Origin of the sequence: Akkermansia sp. N21169 (assembly GCF_029854675.1) — a bacterium.
Lineage (GTDB): Bacteria > Verrucomicrobiota > Verrucomicrobiia > Verrucomicrobiales > Akkermansiaceae > Akkermansia.
In genome coordinates this window covers 252,888-277,677 of the sequence record NZ_JARWNC010000039.1, presented here as the reverse complement: position 1 = coordinate 277,677, position 24,790 = coordinate 252,888, and the positions used below count along the sequence as shown (strand labels likewise).

At 54.0% G+C, this 24,790-nt stretch carries 13 protein-coding genes; 9 read left to right on the top strand and 4 right to left on the bottom strand.

All coding sequences use genetic code 11. The features are described 5' to 3' along the window. Positions 1 to 403 precede the first annotated feature (403 nt). The gene (locus QET40_RS08850; protein WP_280126811.1) at positions 404 to 12,688 is read left to right on the top strand and encodes a hypothetical protein; all 12,285 of its coding nucleotides are present in this window, start codon (positions 404 to 406) and stop codon (positions 12,686 to 12,688) included. A 262-nt stretch (positions 12,689 to 12,950) separates the two neighbouring features. Here QET40_RS08850 and QET40_RS08845 read toward each other — a convergent pair whose 3' ends face one another. Beyond that, on the bottom strand, positions 12,951 to 14,786 hold the full coding sequence (locus QET40_RS08845) for a GreA/GreB family elongation factor (protein WP_280126810.1): 1,836 nt from the start codon (positions 14,784 to 14,786) through the stop codon (positions 12,951 to 12,953). 250 nt (positions 14,787 to 15,036) lie between these two features. Between QET40_RS08845 and purC the strand changes: the two genes are divergently transcribed. The 6 genes from purC to QET40_RS08815 all read left to right on the top strand — a co-directional run bounded on the left by purC (position 15,037) and on the right by QET40_RS08815 (position 20,727). Next, positions 15,037 to 15,747 (top strand): phosphoribosylaminoimidazolesuccinocarboxamide synthase, encoded by a 711-nt coding sequence (gene purC, locus QET40_RS08840; RefSeq protein ID WP_280126809.1) that lies wholly within the window; start codon positions 15,037 to 15,039, stop codon positions 15,745 to 15,747. 33 nt (positions 15,748 to 15,780) lie between these two features. Next, positions 15,781 to 16,227 (top strand): hypothetical protein, encoded by a 447-nt coding sequence (locus tag QET40_RS08835; protein ID WP_280126808.1) that lies wholly within the window; start codon positions 15,781 to 15,783, stop codon positions 16,225 to 16,227. Positions 16,228 to 16,260: 33 nt separating this feature from the next. Next, positions 16,261 to 18,663: a phosphoribosylformylglycinamidine synthase subunit PurL gene (purL, locus tag QET40_RS08830; RefSeq protein WP_280126807.1), complete on the top strand. Its 2,403-nt coding sequence runs from the start codon at positions 16,261 to 16,263 to the stop codon at positions 18,661 to 18,663. Positions 18,664 to 18,708: 45 nt separating this feature from the next. Further along, on the top strand, positions 18,709 to 19,416 hold the full coding sequence (locus tag QET40_RS08825) for a phosphoribosylformylglycinamidine synthase subunit PurQ (RefSeq protein ID WP_280126806.1): 708 nt from the start codon (positions 18,709 to 18,711) through the stop codon (positions 19,414 to 19,416). A gap of 28 nt (positions 19,417 to 19,444) precedes the next feature. Then, positions 19,445 to 20,227, top strand: a complete 783-nt coding sequence (locus QET40_RS08820; protein ID WP_280126805.1) for a hypothetical protein — start codon at positions 19,445 to 19,447, stop codon at positions 20,225 to 20,227. Positions 20,228 to 20,358: 131 nt separating this feature from the next. Beyond that, a complete protein-coding gene (locus QET40_RS08815) occupies positions 20,359 to 20,727 on the top strand; it encodes a septum formation initiator family protein (RefSeq protein ID WP_280126804.1) in 369 nt (122 codons plus the stop codon). 108 nt (positions 20,728 to 20,835) lie between these two features. Here QET40_RS08815 and QET40_RS08810 read toward each other — a convergent pair whose 3' ends face one another. The 3 genes from QET40_RS08810 to eno form a co-directional block, all read right to left on the bottom strand. Beyond that, positions 20,836 to 21,234 carry a hypothetical protein gene (locus QET40_RS08810; RefSeq protein WP_280126803.1) on the bottom strand — a complete coding sequence of 133 codons (399 nt, stop codon included), beginning with the start codon at positions 21,232 to 21,234 and terminating at the stop codon, positions 20,836 to 20,838. Positions 21,235 to 21,285: 51 nt separating this feature from the next. Further along, positions 21,286 to 21,678 (bottom strand): hypothetical protein, encoded by a 393-nt coding sequence (locus QET40_RS08805; RefSeq protein WP_280126802.1) that lies wholly within the window; start codon positions 21,676 to 21,678, stop codon positions 21,286 to 21,288. Positions 21,679 to 21,777: 99 nt separating this feature from the next. Then, the gene (eno, locus tag QET40_RS08800) at positions 21,778 to 23,067 is read right to left on the bottom strand and encodes a phosphopyruvate hydratase (protein WP_280126801.1); all 1,290 of its coding nucleotides are present in this window, start codon (positions 23,065 to 23,067) and stop codon (positions 21,778 to 21,780) included. Positions 23,068 to 23,199: 132 nt separating this feature from the next. On the opposite strand from eno, the gene QET40_RS08795 reads away from it, so the two are divergent. Together QET40_RS08795 and QET40_RS08790 are read left to right on the top strand one after the other, a co-directional pair. Continuing rightward, positions 23,200 to 23,829 (top strand): hypothetical protein, encoded by a 630-nt coding sequence (locus tag QET40_RS08795; protein WP_280126800.1) that lies wholly within the window; start codon positions 23,200 to 23,202, stop codon positions 23,827 to 23,829. A 34-nt stretch (positions 23,830 to 23,863) separates the two neighbouring features. Beyond that, positions 23,864 to 24,784, top strand: a complete 921-nt coding sequence (locus QET40_RS08790; protein ID WP_280126799.1) for a dihydrodipicolinate synthase family protein — start codon at positions 23,864 to 23,866, stop codon at positions 24,782 to 24,784. The last annotated feature ends 6 nt before the right edge of the window (positions 24,785 to 24,790 follow it).

The following is a 24,790-nucleotide window of genomic DNA, read 5'->3' as shown; positions in this document are numbered from 1 at the left end:
ATATTGGACTCATTATAAGCAAATTACGAAAATTCAAAAACCATACAAACGTTTAAAATAATAAAAAAATGAGTTATTTTGACGGATTGCAAATCCGCTAGAAAAAAGGTGCTGATGAGACTAAAAAACCGAAACAACGGGCAAAACCATGTCCATATCGGCCTTTTATTCAATGGCTTACAACTCACACCACCGGCTTTCCCTCTTAGAAATACCGTGGGTTATTCCTATACCCGTATGTTGTCATTATCCACCGTTTTCTGGGCGCTCCTTATCGGCGTCCTTTTTGTTTTCCGCCTGCATATACCCAGGACACTCCCTTCCTTCCAATCTTGGTGAGGTCGTATTTCTTCCCCTTCCTTTCAATCTTCTAATAACAACATTCTAAAATCCACCAACAATCATGAAACCCCACCTCCCCCTCAATCTCCGCAAGGCTCTTCTTGCCATCTACACCGCGGCAATAGGTATGGCTCTGACCAGCACCTCCACAACCGCCGCTCTGACGCCGACTCAGACCATCGGTCAAGGAAACCAAGTAACAATCAGCACAACTGAAGATTACCAGATTAACAATAATGCTTATATCCTCCTTGATGGAGGAATACTCGATACACAAAGCCTCCAGGGAGCTTTCCTTATTGGCGCAGGCTCGGAAGGCATACTGGAACTGAAAATCGGCACATGGACTCAGTACAGAACAGCTCTCACAGTCGGTTCCCAAACTGGCGGAGAAGGTACACTCCTTGTTACGGGAGGTAATTTCTCAATTGATTCCAATAGTACCTCCCCTATCGCTATCGGAGAAGATAATGGAAAAGGACTCCTTGCAATTGATGGTGGCAACTTAACAATCGAAACTAAAACTAACGTAGGCTTTAATCAAGGAATCGGGACTATTTCCATCAAAAATGGCTCCCTGACTACTACTGCCGAAATCACTCTGGGAGGATCTAACGGAGCGGAAAATAATGGAGGGACAGGAACCGCCATTATTTCCGACGGAGGAATGTGGAACGCCATAGGCGGAATCAGTATTATCGAGAATGCGGGTAACGGGATTACGCTGGATGGGGGTACATTGAAGATCGACTCATTTGCTCTAAAAGACGGAGGTATCCTGACATGGACATCCGGAACAATGATGACGGACGCTACCATTGAGACTGATCAAACATTTACCGTCACAGGAGATTCCGATTGCATCCTCGTTGGGGAATTGTCCCTGGATGGAAATCTTGTCGTCGATGGAAAATTCTCTCTCTCTGAGGGGCTGTTGGCCATCGGCAAAACCATTGGAGGGAATGGCACGCTCATCATCGATAAACAGTTATCTCTGGGCTCCGGTTCGTTCCAAGGCGATATCATTCTTTCCGGCAATGCCACGCTTGATGGTACAATCGGAACCCTTGATACCAATAACTTCGCGTTGACAATCACGAATGGAACAAACCTGACTATCACGGGAAATTCCACCAGCACCATTAACGGCGGTCTTATCGGACAAGGTACTCTGAATATGGATGCCCCAAGCGGAACCCTGAACCTGACCGCCCAAGGAGACTTCTCTGGTACACTCACGCTGGACAACGGTTTTCTCTACATTCTTGCTCCTACAACGTCTCCAGATTTCGATACGCTCGCTGCCATCAACGTCAACGGAGGATGGTTGGAGCTACAAACCGATCTCACGACGGTTTCCCTTTCCCAATCAACGGGCACCTTCCTCAATATCATCAATAACGCTACGTTGACTGTGGATAATGGAACCGGAACTATTCTGGAAGGTATCGTCGCATTAGGTAGTGGGAACGACTCCGGCACTCTTATCTCTACAGGAGACTTGACTGTTAAGCAGCTTGACGACGGGGCTTACGGTACATTGGACGCTTCTGGTCATACTCTGACAATCGAAGGAATCTCCACGGGCATGACTTCCAATAATCGTCTGACATTAAATGCCAACAACATCGTAATCAACCCGGCAAACAACAATACGGGATTCGGATTTGTCAATGCCACAGCCACGGAAACGTTACAATTCATCTTGAATGGCAGCAAGGAAGACGTATTCGATTCCTCTCTGAATGCCTCCAAGTTGGCTGTTTTCGGAACATTGGACACGGATTACGTTCAAATCTCCGATTCCGTACTGAATCTGATCACCGGCACAACGGTAGAAAACGCAACCCTAGTCTTCTCCCGTGAACCCGAAGCATCTGCCCAGTCGTACAACATCAAGGACGTTTCCCTCGTCAATGGAGGCAATCTGGTTATCAATGACAGCACGGTCTCATTCGACAAATGGGAAGACTTTTCCAGTAACGGCACCGTATACCTTTCCCAAGGATTGCTGATTCAAAATACCGGATCAACTGATGCGACGATCATCAACTCAAAGGTAGACGGTACGAATCAGTTCGGAATATTCAATCCCGCAGGCAACGGAACACTGGCCACCAACGGCAACCTGACTCTGGCCGGAACGGGGAACGAACTGGAAGACGATACCATCCAATCCGCTATGACGCTGACTCTGGAAGGGTCCTATACAACCCTTTCGGGCTCTCGACTGCTGGGTCAGGATATTGTTTTGAATCCCAACACGGATATGGAAGGTTCCAACCTGTCGGTCATGAAAAATACCAACGGGGACTCGGCAAACAGCCTAGGCATCGGTAAAAACACTACACTATCAGATAGTTACATCAACACCTTAAAGACAGAGATTAGCAGCCAATCTACGCTTACACTTCGTGGAAGCCATGCGTCCATTCCATCCGAACTGGGTGACATCGACCTGACCGGCGGCGACAATGCCCTGATTCTTGAAGGCGGCAACCAATCCAACTTCAGATCCTACAGGGACAATACATCCTCCCAACTGACCATTTCCGACTCCTCGCTGACCCAGACGGAACAGTCCGGTGACATCACCGTCCTCGGAACAACGACCATTACGAATACTGCGGCCAATGAACAAGCCAAACTAGTTGTTCAAGATTCCATTGCCTTGACAGGAAACAATACGATCGCCGGTATCGAAAACGGAGAAAAAGCTATTGTCTCTTCAAACAACATTCTGAGGATAGGAGGGACAGGTTCAACCTCCTCTATCACAGATGCCGAGTTGAAGGGCAAGACATTCTCCCTGCAAGGGAAAACCACGGTTCTGGATCGCAATAGCATTACCGGGGATCTACTCCATTTTGAATCAACCGGAGACGGAAATGTCACAATCAACTCGCTTGTGACCGGAATCAATGCCTCTTACACCAATGTGCTCATCGGCAACGATAACGATATATCCGGCACCTTGCTACAGATTACCGAATCGACACAATTCAACAATGGATCTCTTAATCTCAGCGGCCCTTACGTGTCGACGACCATAACCAACGGGAAACTGCTTGAGTTGAACAACGTCACCCGGAATGGAACTCCCGGTTCCGTTGTCAACCTCGGAGATGTTTCCCTCAATAGCGGTTCCGGACTGACCACCCTGGCCATTACTAACGGTACGCAAGCCAGTGCTTCAAACATGCTGAATATGGGAGATCGGTCTTTCATCGCCATTGATGGGGAAACTAACAACGCCTATACATCGTTAAGCCTCGGGAGCTCCGACATACTGACCGGCCCTTACGCCGGCATCAGCGTTGCCAACAACGGGCACCTTATCTTTAGAACCGGCGATATCACCATCACGGAAGATAACAAAAACAAAATCCAATGGGACGCTTCCTCGGAAATCAAAACCCTCGCAGGAAACTTTATTTTCGATGGGGTCAAAGACGATTTGACGTCTCCTACTCCCATCCGTGGTGAAATCAGCGCAGAAGGCAGTTACAGCGTCATTCTCAGGAACGGTGCGCAAGTGTTCGCCACAGGCGTCACTTCCCACAACCTGAACCTGCACGATCCGGACACCATTCTGCAAATCCACATTTCCGACCAATCGTCCACCACTTGGTCGAAAATGGCCATTGCCGACACTCTCTCCATAAGGAACGGGGCCACGCTGACACTTGTCAACAAGTCGGTACGCGCCGACAATCTGGGATCTCTCGGTACCGTCATTGTAAACGGAGGCACACTCTCTGCCACAGGCCAGGCCGGTTCCTATCTGACAGCCTCCAGCATTTCGGCAGCCAACGGATCGTCCATCAGCCTGAATACTATTCAGCTCGACGGCGGCATCTCAACCGTAGCCGATGCCTTGGTTGACACCGTCAATCTGACAAATGCTACCGTGAACGGCAACATTACCGTCAACACCGGAGACATCCTGAACATGACCGGCTCCACAGTGACCGGCACCGTATGGATGGACAATTCGTCCCTGAACATCCGGGGCGGCACAAATGCTATTGACACTTTAGCTCTTGCCAATAACGCCAAAGTAACCATCGACAACGGAGCTACTCTGAATGTCAACACCACCGGCATCGGTTTCGGCTCCGACATGCAGATCAACGGTACGGTCACAGGCAACGTCACCCTGATGGGCGGTACCGTCACGCTGGCCTCCACCGGCATTGTAGACGGTAATCTGGGCATCCAGGGCGGCACGCTCTCCTACGGAGGCGGTACGGTTAACGGAGAACTCTCCTTCCTGGCCGACCCGTACGGCAATTCCGTGATCAACCTGGGAAGTTCCTGGACGCTCGCCTCCGGCAAGGCTCTTGCCGTCGACGGAAACGGAACGATCAACATGGGCACCTTCAACATGACGAGCCACGGTCTCACCGGAAACGGGGATCTGACTCTTACCGGTTCCGGTACCTTCACGTTTGACAAAACCGGTACGCATACTGGCAATATCATCTTGAAGGACTCTGTTTCTATTACAGCTTCGGGGGCAAACCACGGTATGGGGACAAGCGGTTCTCTCATTGCCGAATCAGGAATACACGCCGTCACGTTTGGAATAGATCAGGGTAAGGGACTTGTTATTAACAAGGGAGCCACTGTCAATCTGACAACGACACGCGACTTGCAATTGGGAGGACTGATCAACAATCAGGGTTCCTTGAATGTCTCCGCTGGTGGTAATAATCCCATTCTTTATCTGACCAAAACAGGCTCCGACCTCGGAAACTTGAACCTGATGCAGGGCACGATTGCCCTGAGCACTTGGCAGACTTCCCCCAATCTCATCATCCAAGGTAATGATATCACCAGCAGCGCCGGTACCATCTTCGACCTGAGAGCGTCTTCTCTGACGGCCAACAGCATGAACCTGCTCGGCACGCTGAAGGGAAATAATAACAGTCAGCTGATTCTCGCCAATGGCCTGAAAACCGCATCCATGGAACTGACCGGAACGACCGTATCTTCCCGGAGCATCCAGGCAAACGCAACTTCACTGGGCAATAATTCCAAGTTGACGGCTACGGAAGATCTCACTCTCTCCGACATTACGAATATCGGCAACGACGTCTCCCTCGCCGGAGGCAATGTCTCGCTGTCCTCCGCAGTCACTTTAACATCGGGTAATCTGTCGCTGACAGCCGGGCACAAACTGCTCCTCAACAGCGGCACCTACATCTGGACTAACTCCACAGTAGACGTGCACGACTCGACCACGCTTGCCGAAGGAGTCAGTCTGACTTTAGACGGCGGAAGCCAAAGTCTCGGGACACTCAACGGAAGCACGAACAGCACGATTGCCTTGACGGGCGGCGCAAATGCACAAGCCGCGACAATCCTGTTCGCTGAGGGCAGCATCATGCTGGACGGAGCATCGTCTCTCTCCACGACAACGGCAGCGGACAGCACCATCTCTTCCCTGACCCTGGCAGGCGGTTCCTCGCTAGAGACGGCAGGCGACCTGGAAATCACGATTCTGGAAGACGAAGCCAACGGATCGATTATATCGGACGGAGACTTGACCATAGACAACGACATCACGACTTCCGACACGTTGTCTCTCATCGCAGGCGGAACACTGACGCTCCAGGGAGATTCCTCCACGATCAATGGAGACGATAGCCTCCTTGCGGGAGAAACCATTTCCGTTGACGGAGATTTGACCATGAACGGGGCCAATGCTTCCATTGAAGCAATCGGCGAGATTTCCCTGAACAACATCACGATGACGGGAGAAGGATCTTCCATCACGACGGGGGGCACGCTTGCCATCTCCGGTTCGGGCAATCTGGAACACACCACGATCGAAACAGGCACATTGCACCTTGTCGAAGACGGAGACGGGACAACTATGAAGGATGTTTCCCTAACGGCGGCACATACAATCGTCGATGCCGGCAAAATGCTGAGACTCATGGCCGGCAACGAATATTCCCTCGGAATAACGAGTATCACCGGTGATTTGAATCTGGGTGGAAACAACCAAGCCGCCAACGCCGCGACAGTCACGGCCGAATCCATGAGCATCGGCTACTCGTTCGATGGCCAGGGACGGCAGGTTGACGGTACATTGACCGTGAACACGGGCAGTTCTCTCACGGTACGCCACTCCCTGACCTCAACGGGATCGACTTCCATCGCCGGTTCCGTTACCGCCGGAACGATCGTTCTCTCTGGAAACGCCAACGACCTTGAAGGATACGGTTCCGTCGACGGAGGAACGCTCGAATCCCTCAGTTCCCTGGATATCACGAACGCCACTCTGGGCCGCACGACACTAATCTCCGGAACGGACATGACCATCGCCGGTACAGTAACCGACAACGGAGGCAGTACGCTGACGTCCCGTGAAGGTTCGATTATCCTGAATGCAGAACTGACAGGCGATGGCAATACGCTCACCGCCGCCAATGGCACAGTTGACATCAACGCCGCCATCTCCGGCGACAATCTCAGCATCACTGTTCAAGATCTCGTCATCGACGCAGCCATGACCACCGAAGGCGGTAACATCACCGTCACCGGGATGATGGACGTCAACGCGGCGGCCACGCTGACCGATGTCACGCTGGATGTGGCTCGCACAGACATTACCGGCAACGGCTCCAGTCTGACCGTTTCCAACACCGAAACCTTCGGCAAACTCGGCGACGTCACTGTAGCCGACCACGGCACACTGACACTGACCGGGACAACTGCCGGTACGGCATCATCCCTGAGCGCCGACATCAGCGTCAGCAACAACTCCACGGCAAGCCTCACCAATACGGCACTGACAGGCAGCATCCTCGTCAGCGCCGACTCCAACACACTGACGCTGGATCGAACCTCCGTCTCTGGTAACGTCACTCTGCTGGGAACAACCAACACCCTGTCCATGACGGATTCCTCCATCGGCCAGGCCCTGACGATGGACGGCGGCCAGTTTGACCTGTACGGAACCAATACCGTCGGCGAACTCCTGCTCAACACGACCAACATCAACCTGACCCTGCACAACGGTGCCACGTTGAATGCCGTCGGCAAGGAAACCGTCATCGACAAAAACGGTCTCTACCTGATCGAAGGCACCCACACGGGCAACATCCGCATCGGCAACGGTACGATTGATCTCGGTTCGGTCGCCAATGCCGGCACGCTGAACGGCTCGCTGACAATCGAAGAAGGTACGTTGAACTACAACAACGCGGATTCCGCGATCTCCGCCGGCAATGCCATCACGCTGGCCGGAGGAACGACCACAGCCCGTGAAATCAACGTCAACGCCGAGTGGGATGCCTCCGGCAATACGTTAGTCGCCAACGCCGACGGCACGATCAACCTGGTGGAAGGCAATCTGGAAATCGGCGCCATCGCCTCCGGCAATGGTAACATCACCGTCAACGGTTCAAATAACCTGACAATCGACGGTACGGGCTCTCACACGGGAGATATCGTCCTTAACGGTACGGTCGACCTCATTGCCGGATCCGCAAATGCTCTGGGCACCGACGGTACGCTGGTCGTCAACGGTGCTCACAAGCTCACCATCACCGGAGACCAGAACAAGGATATCCTCCTTGCCACCCGGACAGACGACCTCGTTATCGACAATGCCTCTGACGTCGTCCTCAACGGCGCGGTGGATTCCAGAGGCTTCATTTCCAAAGTCGGTTCAGGAACCCTGACGCTCGAAGATGCGATCATCGACGATCTGGAAGTCAACGGCGGTCTTGTCGTCAGTACGGGAGAAAACATCTTCGGTGATCTGACTGCGGACGGCGGCGACATCTCGCTCGGCATGGGAGACAACTTGATGGCTGATGCCGACCTCAACGCTATCGACGGAACAATCTCCCTCACCGGAGTTACCGCTTCCAACGGAGGCAATATGACAGCCGAGACAAACGGGGAAATCCTCATCCACGACAGCAATTTGAAGATGAACAATGTTCTTAACGACGGTCTCATGACCTTCGATCAGAACTCCGGCATCTCCCTCGACGAACTTACCTCCAACGGTACGCTTAACATCGGATCCACCGATATTGGGGATATCACCCGCGTCGACGTTTCCACGAACGCTACCCTGAGTGGTACAACAACGATCAATACAGGAGCCACTCTGGACGTCACCAAGAATGTCAAGCTCATCAACAACCAGTTCACCGTCAATGGAACGCTGACCGCCGGCAACGACATTGCCCTGGAACACGCTCAGGTTTCCGGTACCGGCGGTACAATCTCGGCCAAGGGTGAAATCGGCATCGACTCCGACTCATCCCTGACCATGGGAGGAAATTCCACGGTCAAGGCCGGTACCGATATGACGGTAGCAGGCAACGCCGACATAGAAGGTTCTCTCTCGGTAGGTAACGACCTCAATGTCTCCGGAAGCCTTACCTCCGACGGTACGACGAAGGTCGGCGGCAACGGTTCCCTGACACTCGACTCCACCGGAGCCGGCGATCTGGGCAACGTCACTGTCAATGACGATGGCAGTCTGACCGTCACCGGCAATGGGAACAGCGTCAACGCCGACAACATCACGATGAACGGCAATGCCTCCGGATCCATCTCCGACACTGTGCTCAACCTCAACGGCGGTCAGGGTGAGATTACCCTCAACGACGCTTCCAGCCTCAACATCGCCAATACAACCGTCAACGGCAGCATCAGCACCACCAATACCTCGTCCACCGACTCCACCCACCTGGGACTCGACACGGTCGACATCAACGGTGACCTGACCGTCGTCGGCGGCGACCTCGTCCTTTCCAACGACAACACCGTCTCCGGTTCCCTCAACATCTCCGACACGGTCAACGTGACGGTCAATGACGAGAACGGCAATCCGGGCACCCTAGTCGTCAAGGAAGGAACGCTGATTGATCCGAATGCCAGTCTCACCATCGACGAGAAGAGCAACTTCACTTCCAACGTCACCATGACCGGAGGCAGCTTCACCGTCAACGGAAACGCCGAAGGCAACAACTTCAACGGAGCTATTTCCTTCAAGCCCAACGACGACTTGACCTATCCGGGTGCCTCCAGCCCCGTCGTCACCATCAACGGCACGCACAACCAGAACATGGGAATCACAGTGGACGCGGACGCCTCGATCAACGTCAACGGCACGCTGAACATCAACGGTACGCTCAGTTCCGGTTCCAACGGAGACGATACGCTCTCCCTCAACGCCAACGGTGAAACTGGCGAAATCGTCATCAATTCCACCAACGAAGGATTCGAAGACGACATCGCCATCGGCGGCGGCACGCTCGTGGTCAACGCCAATGAAGCGATCGGCAAGGACGGCACGCTCTCCGTCACCGGAGAAGGCGTCACGCTGAAGAACACCGCCGACGGAGCCACCGTCAGCAAGGACATCGCCACCAACGACAACGGCCTGACCATCCAGACGGACCAGGACTTCATCCTGGCCGGGCAGATCAACGCCGCCGGAGATACCATCGTCAAGAGCGGAGATGCCGAACTCGTCCTCTCCCATGATCCTGCACTCAACGATGCCAAGTCCATCATCGGCACCCTGGACCAGACGGAAGGAGATATTCTCATGAATGGTACGGATTACACCGTCGGCAACCTCAATATTGCCGAAGGAGATCAGAACTTCACTTCCCTGGGCGGTAACACCATCCACAACGTGACCGCCGGCGAAGGTTCCAGCATCACGCTCACAGGCACCAATGCCGCCGCCAACGGTTCTTCCGCCGACACCCTAGGAAACTCGGAAACCAATGACGGAAAGGTCAACCTCGACGGAGCTACCCTGAACACCGGAGGAACAATCCTCGGATTGGCCGAACTCAATGTCGGCACCAGTTCCAACGGCGTCGGTTCCAGCGCAACCCTGGCCAACTCCGCCGGTACTATTACCAGCACAACGGTTGAAACCGGTTCGGAACTTACCCTTGACGGAAGCACCGTCCAGGGCAACGATCTGGTCAACTCCGGCACCACCACCGTCAAGGACACGGAACTGACCTTGGACGAAGCCATCTACATCCGGGACGGAGGCGAACTCAACATCGACGGCGCCAGCATCATCGACAGCGACATCGTCCTCTCCGACGGCACCGTCAACATACTTAAGGGATCATCCTCTATCATCACGGCAGACAGCACGCTCGACTTCAACGAAGGCATGCTGCGGAGCGCGGGAGACCGCCTCGTCAACGTCCATGAAAACTTCACCATAGAAGGCACCATCCAGATGACCAACGATGGAGAAATCATGGTGGATACCGACAAGACGATGAACGTCAACGGTGGGTTCTCCGGATCGGGAGAACTCTTCAAGACGGGTCAGGGTACCCTCGCCTTCAACAAGGAAAACGCTTCCTACGACGGTACACTCCATCTGGCTGAAGGAATCCTCGCCGCCACGGCCTCCAACGCCTACGGCAGCTCCTCAACGCTGTGCATCCACGGCAATGGAGTCAGCGTCCTCACCGGTACGCATGACGGAGCCCCCGTCGTCTTCGATTCCGGACTAACAGTTGACGGTGACTATGCCTTCAACGTAAAAACCCTGTCCCACACCACCTGGAACGGACAGCTCTACGGAACCCAGGGAACCATGACCAAGACCGGAAACGCCACGCTGGCTATCAACAACGCCAACAGCCAGGGCTTCGCCACCGCCATCAAAGTCAATGAAGGCGACCTCGCCCTCAACGGCAATATCGGCAGCAACGTCACCCTCGCCCGGGGAACGATGCTCTCCGGCAACGGTTCCACCACAGGCCACGTCGATGCCCGTAACGATGACACCGTCATCGAAATCGGAGAAGCCGGCAAAGCCAACAGCGGTATAGAAACCCTCACCCTCGGCTCCGCCGCCTTCGAACGCTCCGAAGCCGACTGCATGGGCGTCTACAAGACCGGCACCAAGACCATCGTCGACCTCGATCTGGCCAACAACGCCAGCGACAAACTCGTCGTCACCGGCAAGGCCGACCTGAACAACTCGCTCGTGGAAATCCGCAAGGGTGCCTACACCCCGACCCAGGAACGCGGCGTAGTCGACGGCACCCGCTTCCACATCGTCGATGCGGGAGAACTTACCGGCACCTTCCATGACGAAGTCCAGCACGATCTCTACCTGCTCAACGCGCACCTCGAAAACACCGCTACCGGAACCGACCTCGTCCTCTCCATCAACCACAAGGGAGCCAACAAGAACGACAACCAGAGCGGCATCTCGGGCGTCATTGAAGGTATCGATAACGACGGCATCGCCACCGGCGAACTGCTCGACATGATCAACGCCTTCAAACACACCAGGAGCGAAGCGGAAGCCAAGGCTGCCCTCGACTCCGTCGGAGGCACCCGCCTAACCACCATGATGAGCTCCATGCTCGCCGGCAACGTCAACCACCTGCGCAACCTGCGCAGCTCGATGGGCACCGGCACCTATGCCATCTCCGTCACTCCGGACGCCAAGGGCGGCATGATCAGCCACGGACGCAGCAACACCGAAGTCTGGGTCACCCCGACGGCCGGCTACAACAAAGCCAACGGAGACAGCAACGCCCCCGGCTTCAGCCGCAGCTCGTGGGGAGCCATGATGGGAGCCGAACGCAGCATCAACGCCAACACCATGCTCGGCATCTCCCTGGGCTACGACTACGCCCGTACCGAAGTCCTGGGAGCCACCGACGAGACCGATACTTACAACATCGACCTCTACGGCACCTACCGCAACGGAGCCTGGCTGAATCGCGCCAGCTTCGGTATCGGGTTCCACGACTTCACCAACGACCGCTTCGTGACAGTCGGCGACCATTTCGCCCACATGTCCCGCGGCGACGCCAACGGTACGTCGTTGAACTTCGCCTACGAGCTCTCCTACACCTTCCAGCTGGACGCCAAGTCCACCATCGCCCCGCTCTTCACCGTCGAGAGTAGCCTGGGCTGGATCGGAAGCTACTCGGAAAAGGGTGATATCGGTAACGCCGGGCTTCACCTCAACCGCCAGGACGCCTGGGCCACCATCCTCGGTCTCGGCGGCCGCTACACCCGCGACTTCAGCGTGATAAGCAGCGCCCCCTCGGCCCGCTTCGAAGCCATGGCCCTCATGACCTTCGACGTCGGCGACCAGGGAGCCCCGCTCACCGCGTCCTTCATGGGAGCCCCCGGCAGGAACTTCACCGTGAACCCTGCGGCCAACAACCGCATCGGAGCCCTGATCGGAGCCGGAGCCACCGTCCCGTTCAATGAACGCCTCTCCGCCTTCGGAGGAACGAGCTTCGAATTCCGCAGCGGCACGAGGGACTTCACGGCAAACATCGGCGTAAGGTACTCCTTCTAAAACCGTATAAGACCGTAAATCCAGGCCCCGCCTTCCTTAATTGGACGGTGGGGCTTTTTTTCGCTACATATCCGGAACAGAGAGACGTATTCTAATTCTCTGTGCACTCTCCTCTTCCCGAACAAAGTAACCTATATATTGTCTCACAAAAAGACCTGCTACAGTTCCTTCCGTAAAGAAAAGAAGTTCTACACACAAAAAGGGCCGCCCTGCCTCTCTCGGCAGGACAGCCCTTTATTAAAAACATTGTCTAGTCCTGAACTTACGGATTCACCGCTTTAATAGCCTTAATCGTAAAGATACGTTTACGTTCTTCGTTGATCGGGACGATCGTCACGGATTCTCCCACCTTGTGGCCAACCAGCTTCTTCCCGGCCTGGGAAAGGTAAGAAACAATGTGCTGCTCGGGATCGGAATCCCAGGCGCCTAGAACCGTGTAATCGACACAATCGCCGGATTCGCTTTCCAAGGTAACAATCGTTCCCATGGAAACGGCGGAAGTATCAGCGCCCTTGAAGTCAGTACCGCGAGCCATGGAAAGATCGCGTTCCAACTCGGCGCGGCGACGGTTCAAAACGCGTTCCACTTCCTTGGCATCCTGATAGCCGGCATTTTCACGCAAGTCACCTTCGGCACGGAAGACGGACTTGTTGTGCTTGTTCTGCGGGATCTTGACGTTGACGAGTTCCTCGTATTCCGCCTTGCGTTTGTCCAGACTGCTCCAGGAAACGAAAACGGGTTCCTGTTTCTTTCTGGTATCGTCGCTTCCGGACTTGAGGATAATGTCCTGCAGAGTCGGATGGATACTCATCATGCGGGCGAGCAAGGCCTTGCGGTCCAACTCGGGGAACGCGGGAGAACCATAAAGAAGTTTGGCAAACTGACGGACTTCACCGAAAGGGACTTCCTTGATCATGTCACAGACAAGGTGGCTGTCGTCCATGATCAGATTCTTCAGGCGGAGCATGCGGTTCGGACCGCCGTCCATATAGTCCTGGTCAATCAGAGCAAGAATGGCGGAACCGACTTCGATGCAAAAGGCCCCCTTGCCATCTGTTTTTCTATTCCGGCAGATCCAGATCAGGCCGTCCGGCTGGAGGGTCTGGCTGAGGACACCCTTGCGGAGGTGTTCCTGCAAGGCAGCTTCCTGTTTTTGTTCCTTGATAAACTTGGCAACTTCGCCGACGGCACGAGCTCCGCCGAGGTCAAAGACACGCAATGCCTGTTCTACCCAGCCATCACCAAAGGCTACGGGATAAGCTTCGTAAATGCTCTTCTGGCGAACAGCGGGAATAGCGCCGAGGATTTCCGGCAAAGGCTCCATGTATTCGCACAGAATATCGGCCAATGCCTTGTACGAAGAAAGATCCTCTCCAATAGCCGAAGCGATCATATCGCGGATCACGGCAAGCTCCAGCGTCTGCTGAAGCACAATAGTACTACCGTTGAGAACATCTTCATTCAGCATTTTCAGCAGTTTCCGAGAACCTTCCTTGTCGGCCACCAGTTTTTCCAGCTTGGCGGAATCGACGACCCGTACCCGGGCTTTGATATCCTTATGGCTGCTGTAGTCGTCAATCACGGACTCCACATAACTCATTTCCTGCTGGCGAAGGCGGATGGCCTCACCCTTGCGGGTCGGCATCGCGAATTCCACTTTGCTGTGAAGTTCCGAACGAACGTTGTCCCACCAGTTTTTCCACTTGGCGGCGGGAACAACGCTTCCTTTGAGATTTTTTTCCAGTTCTTCTGGCTTGAGTTGGTTGTTATTACCTTCCAGCGTCACGCGGATAAGTTCGACGGGATTCGACTTGGCGAGTTCCTTCAATTTTTCCAATTCTTCGTAGCGTTGGACGAGGAAATGGTCGTCCGGGAGAAGGGTCAGAGACTTAAAAGCCAAATCAAGAGCCATCGTATGGCTTGATTTGGCTTCAAAATCGATCACCAGGGTTTTCTTCGGGAGGTTCCAACTGGAAACCTTCCCGGTTCCCCATTCCTTGTGGTGGCAATAACGACCGGGAGAGAGTTGATCAAGTTTTCCTGCGAGAGAGGGGCTGATTTTGCCCAACGATTTCAGTTTCTCCAAATCGGCATGCATACTTCGTTCACCATACCTCTTCCCCTCCGTGAATCAATGCGAATTTCCGTAATCCTGATTTCAGAATGAAATTTCTCTGCTTTATACAGGATGCGCCGAGAAAAGCAAGAAGGCAAGCCGGAAGTCTTCTGTGACAAAATTGGAAGAATTTTTCCTGGCAAACCAACGATATGATTCTGTTGCGGCTTGACCTTGCGAGTCCAATGCAGTATGTGGGGGAGCCGCGTTTTAACCTCCGCGCACCCTAATCATGGAACCCATTTACGAAGGAAAGGCCAAGAGACTTTATACGACCGAAAATCCCAATGTACTCCGCATGGAATACAAGGACGATGCCACCGCCGGCAACGGCGCTAAAAAGGCCCAGTTTGAAAACAAGGGCAAAATGAATAAGGCCATCACGCTCGTCATCTACAAGATGCTTGAAAGCAAAGGCGTGAAAACCCACCTTGTAGCCGATGTGGACGACATCAACATCGACGTCAAAAAAGTTTCCATCCTTCCGCTGGAAGTCATCGTCCGCAACATCGCCGCCGGTTCGTTCAGCAAGCGCATGGGCGTTAAGGAAGGAACCCGCTTCACGAAGCCGATCGTCGAATTCTCCTACAAGGACGACTCTCTGGGCGATCCCTTCATCAACGATGACTACGCCCGGGAACTGGGTGCCGCTACGGAAGCCGAATGCCAGTTCCTCAAGGACCAGGCTCGCACGGTGAATGAAGTGCTCATCGATTTCTTCAAGCAAGTCGGCCTGACCCTCGTCGACTTCAAGATCGAATTTGGTCGCCTTGCCGAAGATCCGACTCAGATCGTTCTCGCCGATGAGATTTCTCCCGATACCTGCCGTCTGTGGGACATTGAAACCGGAGCCAAAATGGACAAGGACCGTTTCCGTCAGGATCTCGGCAATGTAATGGAAGCCTACGAAGAAGTGCTTGCACGCCTCCAGAAGAACGCCTGACTTTAGCCTCAACACCCGTACCTCTTGGGCGATATGACACTCCACTTTGAAGTAATCAGCCGATTTCAGGATGCAGCCAATGCCGACAATCTGCTGTACACTCCCCTCAATGCCGGCCTTCTCTTCCGCCGCAGCCGCGTTTATACGGTTGAAGTAGGAGGTGATGTCGACAAGGCCAGGGAATACCTGCTGAGCATTCTGGTCGATCACATCGCCCAAGAGGTTTCGGAACAAGAGACGCCCATGCTTGACGGGGCTCTCTTCATCCTCGACTACGGTATGAAAGCCGGAGCGCTGGATCTGGAAAAAGAAGCCATCATCCAGAACTATCAGGGCCGTCCGGACATGCCGTTCTCCATTGACAAACTTAAAATCACACAGCGCGTGTATGTATTCGGGGAAGGCGACAAAACAGCTTTGTCCGCCCGCTTTGCCAAGGATGTGTGCAACCCCGCCATCCACAACTGGACTATCGCCTGATTTCTCGCAACCATCCTTCCCTATTTTCCGACCATGTCCGAAAAAACATACCGTATCGTTCCCATCCGCGACTTGACCAGCGACCAGCTTGCCGAGCTGAGCAAGGCGCAAAAACTCTCCCTGTCCACCGAGGACATGGAAGTCATCCAGAAAATCTTTATCGAAGAAGGCCGGGAACCTACCGATGTCGAACTCGAAGTCATTGCCCAAACCTGGTCCGAACACTGCAAGCACCGTATCTTCTCCGCCGAGATCGAGCACACCTCCAATGGCAGCAAGGAAACGGTCAAAAGCCTGTTCAAAACCTATATCCTGCGCCCGTCCGAGGAAATTATGGCCCGCAAGCCGGGATTCGTCCTCAGCGCATTCGTGGACAATGCCGGATTCATCGGACTGGACGACAAACTGGCCGTCTGTTTGAAGGCAGAAACGCACAATCACCCCTCTGCCATTGAGCCTTATGCAGGGGCCAACACCGGACTCGGCGGCGTCATCCGTGACATTCTCGGTGCCGGCAAAGGGGCCAAGCCTATCGCTTCCCTGGACGTTTTCTGCTTCGGAGCCCCCGACACCGATCCACGGACGATCAAGGGAGACGACGTCATCCACCCCCTCGGCATCATGCGCGGAGTTGTCCACGGTGTCCGCGACTATGGTAACCGCATGGGCATTCCGACAGTCAGTGGAGCCATCCAGTTCGACCCGACTTACATCTACAACCCTCTCGTCTACTGCGGTACAGCCGGCGTCATTCCCCGCGAAGACATCCAGAAGGAAATGCGTCCAGGCCTGAAAATCATCGCTATCGGCGGCCGTACGGGACGCGACGGGCTCAAGGGAGCAACCTTCTCGTCCGCCGCTCTGGACGAGGCCTCCCATGAAGAAGACTTCACCGCCGTCCAGATCGGCAACCCGATCGAAGAAAAGAAGACACTTGATTTCATTCTTGAAGCCCGTGAACGCGGCCTGATCGTCTTTATCACGGACTGCGGAGCCGGAGGTTTCTCCTCTGCAGCCGGTGAAATGCTCAGCGAAACCGGCGGGGAAATCTTCCTTGAAAACGCCCCTCTCAAGGAACAGGGGCTCAAATCCTGGGAAATCTTCCTATCCGAATCCCAGGAACGCATGGTGCTCGCCGTTGAAGAAAAAGACATTCCCGAACTTCAGAAGCTAGCCGACACCTTCCAGACGGAACTGACTGTCCTCGGACACTCCGACGACACCGGCATCCTCAAGGTCTGGCACAACGGAGAACTCGTCTGCAGCATGGATAATTCCAAATTGCACGAAGCTCCCACCAAGCATCTGGTTTCCACCTTCGATTCAGTTCCCGCCAAAACCGGGCTCGACCTGCCGGACAAGGATCTGAACACTTCCCTCAAAACCGTCATGGCCGACTTCGCCATCGTCTCCCGCGAACCCATCATCCGCGAATACGACCACGAAGTACAGGGCAACACGATCCTCAAGCCCCTCGCCGGAGCCACAGCCGATGCTCCCCAGGACGGTTCCGTCGTCGCCGTCAACGGTTCCGACAAGTGCATAGCCATGGCCTGCGCCATCCTGCCCGAATGGGGAAAAACCGATCCCTACGCCATGGGCACCGGCACGGTGGACGAATGTGTCCGCCAGCTCACCCTTGTTGGCGCCAATCCCGACCGCATCGGCCTGCTCGACAACTTCTGCATGGGCAATCCCCACAATCCGAAGGAACTCGGGCGCATCGTCGAATGCGTCAAGGGCATCGCCCGCGCGGCTCTAGACTACAATGCCCCGTATATTTCCGGCAAGGACTCATTCTATAACTACTTCGAACTCGACGGCAAGGAAATCAACATCCCCGTCAGTTTCCTTTGCTCAGGATTCGGTATCGTGGAAGACCCCTCCCATGTCACGGGTTCTTCCCTGCGCCGCAATAACAGCAAGCTCTACATGATCGGTTACACGGAAGATGAAATGGGGGCTTCTGTCTTTGCCCGTATCAACGGCATCCAGGAAGCCAAAGTCCCCCAGACGGATTGCAAGGCTAACTTCGCTCTCTACAAGGCATACTATGGAGCCCTCACCGCCGGACTCGTCCTCTCCGCCCATGATATTTCGGAAGGCGGTCTCGCCGTAGCGGCTGCCGAAATGGCATTCTCCGGCAAGGGAGGCATCACGCTGGATCTCTCCAAGCTGCCGACGCGAGGCAACTGGAATTCCCCCGCAGTCCCACTCTTCAGCGAAAGCACCGGACGCATTCTCGTCGAAGTCGACCCCGACCTCGCTTCCGAATTCGAAGCAGCTATGGAAGGATTCCCCTGCGCCTGTATCGGAGAATCCACGGAGGATATCGACAGTCTCAAAGCTACATGCTGCGGAGGCAAACTCGTTCTCGACAGTTCCGTCAAAGAACTTAAGAAGCTCTGGAAAGACGGTTTGACTCCCTATTATTGATTCCTCATTCCCGTCTGATTTCAAACTTTTCCCCACCCTTTCATCATGCCTCACGCACTTCTTCTCAAGTACCCCGGTACCAACTGCGATGTGGAAACGGAACGCGCTCTTCTTGCATCCGGATTCTCCACACAGGTTCAGCCGATCGCGACGGCCACGCCGGATCATGTGAAAAAAGCCCAGCTCGTCGTCCTTAGCGGCGGTTTCAGCTATGGCGACTACGTCACCAGCGGCCGTCTTGCCCAGATGGAAACGGAACGCTTCCTCGGTGATGCCTTGCACAAACACCACGCCAACGGAGGTTTTATCTTCGGCATCTGCAACGGATTTCAGATCCTGACCAAACTGGGGATCCTGCCCAAGGCCAGCCTCATCAATAACAAGAGCGAACGGTTCGAATGCATATGGGATCGTCTCGTCAAAGTTTCCAAGACATCACCCTTCCTTCAGCTGCTTCCCGATGAATTCGAACTTCCTTCCGCCCATGCGGAAGGACGCCTCGTCACCAATCCGGGAGATGCGGAAAAATACCTCGCCGAAGGACTCGTCGCTCTTCAGTACGCCGACAACCACAACGGCTCCGCCAGCAACATTGCCGGACTTCAGGACAAAACCGGACGTGCCATGGGCCTCATGCCCCATCCGGAGCGCTTCCTCCTGCCCGACCGCCACTATGATCGCGACTGGGCGGGCCATCCAGACTGGGGCTGGGGATACTTCTTCTTCAAGTCCGCATTCAATGCCCTGAGCTAAGCACAGCCTTTCCCCGCCCGCCCCATCCATGACCAACACGGCCCTCATCGGATCGTCCTGTCCGCTCGGAAAACTCTGGGCGTCGAAACGGTTTTACGATTACCTGTTTGAACCGGAAAACTGGGATCTCATCCGCAACAAGCAATTCGGAGAAGTTCTTCTCATTGATCCTGCCTTCTGGGAAGGGCCGGCAGCGGCAAAGGCAGAACCGAACAAATACGCGACGCTGACCGAAAAACTGATCCATCGTCTCCACGAAGTAAAAATCGAACGTCTTACCTACATCACAACCCTTGATCTGCTGCCTCCGGACGGCGATGAAGATGCTGACCAGCTCACAGAAAGCAGCGATCCCTATTTGAATGACCGAATTAAGTTGAGAGACTTTCTCAACCTTCAATTCGGGAGAGTCCTTACGATCCGCCTACCTGAACTCATTGGCCTGGGACAGGGTTTTTCCGTGCTCGATGAACTCAAAAAGACGGACAAGGATACACTTCCTGTCTCCCTGCTGGAACGCCACCAGTTCTATCCGGTTTCCCGGATCGTTGCAGATGTTGAAACGGCGTGGATGTGCGGGCTTTTCTCAGCCAATCTTGTTTCCGAGCCGGTCACGACATTCGAACTCGTCGAAAAAATCGTGCCGGAACTTCAGGACAAGCTTCCTGTTGCGCATGAAACGGATCCCACCGGCAGCCTTCGTACATCCAAAATAGCTTTCATGTGGCATGATCCCATGACCGGCTACATTCTGGAAAAGGACGATCTATTCGAAGCCATCCGGTCAGCCTGCATCCAAGAACAACACTGAAAGTTTTTTTCACTACAATCTGACGCCGTATCCCGGCCCGTATCCATGGAAGTATAAATTCCACTACTCGCTGATTTCCATCTTGACACGGGGCCAGGATAGCCTCAAAAGTTTGATGTTAAGACATAGCTATGTTTTTTTCCCGCCGGCGCCATTCCAAATACACGCTTAACGAACTTGCCGTTCGGAGACAAAAGCGTGTAGAAGTCGTCCGGCATACCCTGCCTTTATTTGCGACGGTGCTGTTTTTTTTAATGGCAGCCCTTCTTTCCCTCCTTTGCCTCAAGCCTTGGAAAGAGCTCAGAAATCTGGAACAGGAACAAAGTTTTACACGGGCCAAGCTGGAAAAAGCCCACATCCGCCTCAAGCAAGCCAAACAGGAATACATCTGGATGGCTCAGGATCCGGAATATTTTGAAATGATTGCCAGGGATAAAAACAACCTTGCTCTCCCGGAAGAAAACATCATCCGTATCGAACCGGTGCATTCCATTCATTGATTCCCACCGTGTGCCGGAGGTGCTCCGCAGGAATTTTCCCTCCCCATCCAACCATAAAAAATGCCTTCCTCAAGGGAAGGCATGGATGAGACAAGGCAAACGATTTATTCAGAATACGAGACCGACGATTTCCGAATCGCTCATATCAGCAACGGACTCCTGTGAAGAAAGCAGGCATACGGCATCTTGCAGGCTTTCACTACCCAAAGAGGCATAAGCCACATCCAGCAGAAGCTCGTCATCCACAACCTGTACAGCATAAGTATCCTGAGACACTGAGGAATCCTGCAAGGAAATGACCAAACTCACGCAGACGGCCAAGGCTGCCGCCACCGCTCCGCTCCACTTCCAGCGTCCCCATGAACCATGGGGCACAGGCACCGCAGGCTGTTCTACCGCGGAAATCTTCGCCATGATGGAATCGGCAAATCCGGCAGGGGCCTTAGCCCGCTCCGCCTTGCCAAGCAAATCCCATAATGGACGGTCTTCCTGATTCATTTCTTCCATAGTACTTCTGACTATTAAACACGCGGATTGAGAAAAAGTTCTGCACCGGACTCATTTTTTTTCATCCTTCATGCGTTGCCAGTTCCCCGCCATGCCACCGTCCATCAGGGAGCGGCGTTTGGCACTGCGTGATTTTACCTTGTCTCTCCCTTCGAATTCAAGCAAAGCCGTAAAAAAAGGAGTTTTTCCATCATCCCTCAGTAGAATCATCTCGCATGGATCCTTATCCGTATCCATCCTGTAGGAGAAGGTATGCCCTCTCCGGTCGTCCGGCAGAGAAAAACGTATTTCATGGGGCGACACATGAGCCTCAACCCGATAATGGGGATCGACCCAATCCCCAAGAACAACCTCGCGAGGATCCGGTTTCTCCCCCAGCAGAAAAAACAGGATAACCGCAAGAAGCACCCCGGCAACGGCAAAAACAACGACTTTCCTATTCACTCTTTTGTTCTATGGGAAAAAAATCCATCCCGCAAGACGGGAAGTGCCGCCTACCGGGAATATCCTTCCGGTAGGCGGCACCTCATTCAAATCATTTCATCAAAACAGCAAAAGATCACTGCCGAAACGGGCGGAAGTTCCCAGTTCTTCCTCAATGCGCAACAACTGGTTGTACTTGGCCATGCGGTCGGAACGGCTCAAGGAGCCTGTCTTGATTTGCCCGGCATTCAATGCCACAGCCATATCCGCAATGGTAGAATCCTCCGTTTCTCCGGAACGGTGGGAAATCACTGCCGTATAGCGGTTGCGCATCGCCATATCCACCGTATCGAACGTTTCCGTCAGGGAACCGATCTGGTTAACCTTGACGAGAATGGAATTGGCAACGCCCTTTTCCATCCCCTTCTTCAGGAATTCCACATTCGTCACGAAAAGGTCATCTCCAACAAGCTGGGTCGTAGCACCCAGTTTCTCCGTCAGGACCTTCCAGCCGTCCCAATCATTTTCAGCACAGCCGTCTTCAATTGAGGCAATGGGATATTTTTTCTTCAACTCCACATAGTAATCAGCCAACTCGGAAGCCGTTTTCTTACTTCCGTCGGATTTCTTAAAGACGTACAACCCGGAATCCGCATCATAAAACTCGGAAGACGCTGCATCCAACGCCAACACAATATCTTCTCCCAACTCATATCCCGCCTTCTCGACAGCAAGGGCAATACTGTCCAGAGCATCCTCCACCGATTTGAAATCGGGCGCAAACCCGCCTTCATCACCGACGGCAGTCGACAGCCCCCTGGAGTGCAGCACGTCCTTCAGAGAATGGAAAATTTCCGCACCATACCGGAGAGCCTCCCGGAAAGAAGGAGCCCCTTTGGGCATAATCATCAGTTCCTGAAAGTCAATCGGGGCATCGGAATGCGCTCCTCCATTGATGATATTCATCATTGGAACAGGCAGAACCTTCGCATTCGGTCCTCCGAGGTATTTGTATAAAGGCAACCCCAATTGGACTGCCGCAGCCCTTGCCACGGCAAGAGACACTCCCAAGATAGCGTTGGCCCCCAGCCGGGACTTGTTCACCGTACCGTCCAGCGACGTCATAATCGCATCAATATCCGTCTGCCGAGTCGCATCCCAACCGACAAGAGCCGGGGCAATCAAGTCATTGATATTACCAACCGCTCGGGTTACTCCGCGTCCATGGTACCGGGATTTGTCTCCATCGCGGAGTTCCCAGGCTTCATGCTCGCCCGTCGATGCCCCGCTGGGTACGGATGCCCGTCCCAATGCTCCTCCGGCCAAGCGGACTTCTGCTTCAATAGTAGGATTTCCGCGTGAATCCAAAATTTCACGGCCTATAATTTGAATTATTCTCAATTCTTCCATGCGTATTAGAGTCCGGACACAGGAGTTTTCGCTCAATTTTTCTTTTCCATTTTCGTACATTTTCCATTTCTTCCTTCAAGTTTAACGCATATTTAGATTGAACCATGCACCGATTCATATACGTTGTTTGGCATGTCCCGGTACCATGGAGAACAAGTACTCGTTATTCCCCGATCCGCTTTTGAAGAAGCCGGTTACTTTCAGGGGACCAGCCCGGAGGCCAGCCATCTGCTGGACGCCTGCATGAAGCCGGGGGTAGCCCGTTTCATGGATCGGGAAGTAGCGGAGCAGGATTCCTCCTTCAAACAGATTATTCCTTATGGAATTTTCGTTCGCGACGGTAAAATCCTCCATTACACCCGCGGAGGCTCCGGAGGAGAAGCCAGACTGCACGACAAAGGTTCTCTCGGTATCGGCGGACATATCAACCCCATCGATAACCAGGAAGATACCATCACCCTCGCTACTTACATGGCCGGAGTCGACCGAGAAGTCCGCGAAGAAATTAGCATCAACGGATCCTACACCCAGCGCGTCATTGGAGCCATTAATGATGACACCAACGACGTCGGAGCCGTCCATCTCGGCATCGTCCACCTCTTTGAACTGGAATCGGGCGACGTCACATCCAACGAGTCCGCCCTGGCCAACCTTTCTTTCAAATCCCCGGAAGAACTGGAATCCTCCGAACTGTTCGACCGACTGGAAACATGGGCCCAACTCGCCCTCCGCCTTTTCCGTAACAGTTCCTCAGCCAAATAATCCCCCCTTCTATCAACATCAACAGAAGACTCCCATGAATTCCCAATTAAAACTCCACGGTCTCGTCGCCGCAGTCCATACGCCGTTCCTCGAAAACGGAGACCTGAACCCCGCAGCCGTTGCCGACCAGGCACGCCACCTGTCCGAACAAAACGTCAAACTTGCCTTCATCACCGGCAGTACGGGAGAGTCCTCTTCCATGCAGCTTGCCGAACGCAAGGAAATCTATGCCGCATGGAAAGAAGCAGGTGAGAAGTATGGCGTCGGCGTTATCGCCCACACCGGTTCCAACAGCATCCGCGATGCCCGGGAACTGGCAGCCTATGCCCAGGAACTCGGTTTCCTGGCCACAAGTTCGCTTGCACCGTCCTATTACAAGCCCGGCACTCTGGAACTCCTTGTCGATTGCTGCGCCGAAGCTGCAGCAGGAGCTCCCAACCTCCCTTACTACTTCTACGACATCCCCGTGTTGACCGGCGTCCGCTTCAGTCCCGTCGCCTTCCTCAAACTGGCCAAGGAACGCATCCCCAATTTTGCAGGGATCAAATTCACCAATCCCGATCTTGCCCTGTACATGGATGCTCTGAACTATGAAACTGGTGCATTCGACCTCCCCTGGGGCGTTGACGAATGGTTCCTGGGCGCCCTCGCCACCGGAGCCAAAGGTGCCGTCGGCAGTTCCTTCAACTTTGCTCCCGCCCTGTACCAGAAACTCATGGCTTCCTATGCGGAAGGAGACTTGGCTACGGCTCACGAATGTCAGCTCCTTTCCGTCAAAATGATCAACATCCTGGCGTCTAAAGGCTACATGGGATGTGCCAAAGCAGTCCTCGGCTGGCAGGGAGTCCCGCTGGGACCGGCCCGCCTGCCCCAGGGCAATCCGTCCGCAACTGCCCTGAAGGAACTCCGGGCAGAACTCGAAGCCATCGGCTTCTTCCAGTGGGCACTCAACTAATCCGGT

Excerpts from the sequence above, each read along its gene's own strand:
- QET40_RS08850 (WP_280126811.1), top strand. The coding sequence starts at position 404 with ATGAAACCCCACCTCCCCCTCAATCTCCGCAAGGCTCTTCTTGCCATC.
- QET40_RS08845 (WP_280126810.1), bottom strand. The coding sequence starts at position 14,786 with ATGCATGCCGATTTGGAGAAACTGAAATCGTTGGGCAAAATCAGCCCC.
- purC (WP_280126809.1), top strand. The coding sequence starts at position 15,037 with ATGGAACCCATTTACGAAGGAAAGGCCAAGAGACTTTATACGACCGAA.
- QET40_RS08835 (WP_280126808.1), top strand. The coding sequence starts at position 15,781 with ATGACACTCCACTTTGAAGTAATCAGCCGATTTCAGGATGCAGCCAAT.
- purL (WP_280126807.1), top strand. The coding sequence starts at position 16,261 with ATGTCCGAAAAAACATACCGTATCGTTCCCATCCGCGACTTGACCAGC.
- QET40_RS08825 (WP_280126806.1), top strand. The coding sequence starts at position 18,709 with ATGCCTCACGCACTTCTTCTCAAGTACCCCGGTACCAACTGCGATGTG.
- QET40_RS08820 (WP_280126805.1), top strand. The coding sequence starts at position 19,445 with ATGACCAACACGGCCCTCATCGGATCGTCCTGTCCGCTCGGAAAACTC.
- QET40_RS08815 (WP_280126804.1), top strand. The coding sequence starts at position 20,359 with ATGTTTTTTTCCCGCCGGCGCCATTCCAAATACACGCTTAACGAACTT.
- QET40_RS08810 (WP_280126803.1), bottom strand. The coding sequence starts at position 21,234 with ATGGAAGAAATGAATCAGGAAGACCGTCCATTATGGGATTTGCTTGGC.
- eno (WP_280126801.1), bottom strand. The coding sequence starts at position 23,067 with ATGGAAGAATTGAGAATAATTCAAATTATAGGCCGTGAAATTTTGGAT.
- QET40_RS08795 (WP_280126800.1), top strand. The coding sequence starts at position 23,200 with ATGTCCCGGTACCATGGAGAACAAGTACTCGTTATTCCCCGATCCGCT.
- QET40_RS08790 (WP_280126799.1), top strand. The coding sequence starts at position 23,864 with ATGAATTCCCAATTAAAACTCCACGGTCTCGTCGCCGCAGTCCATACG.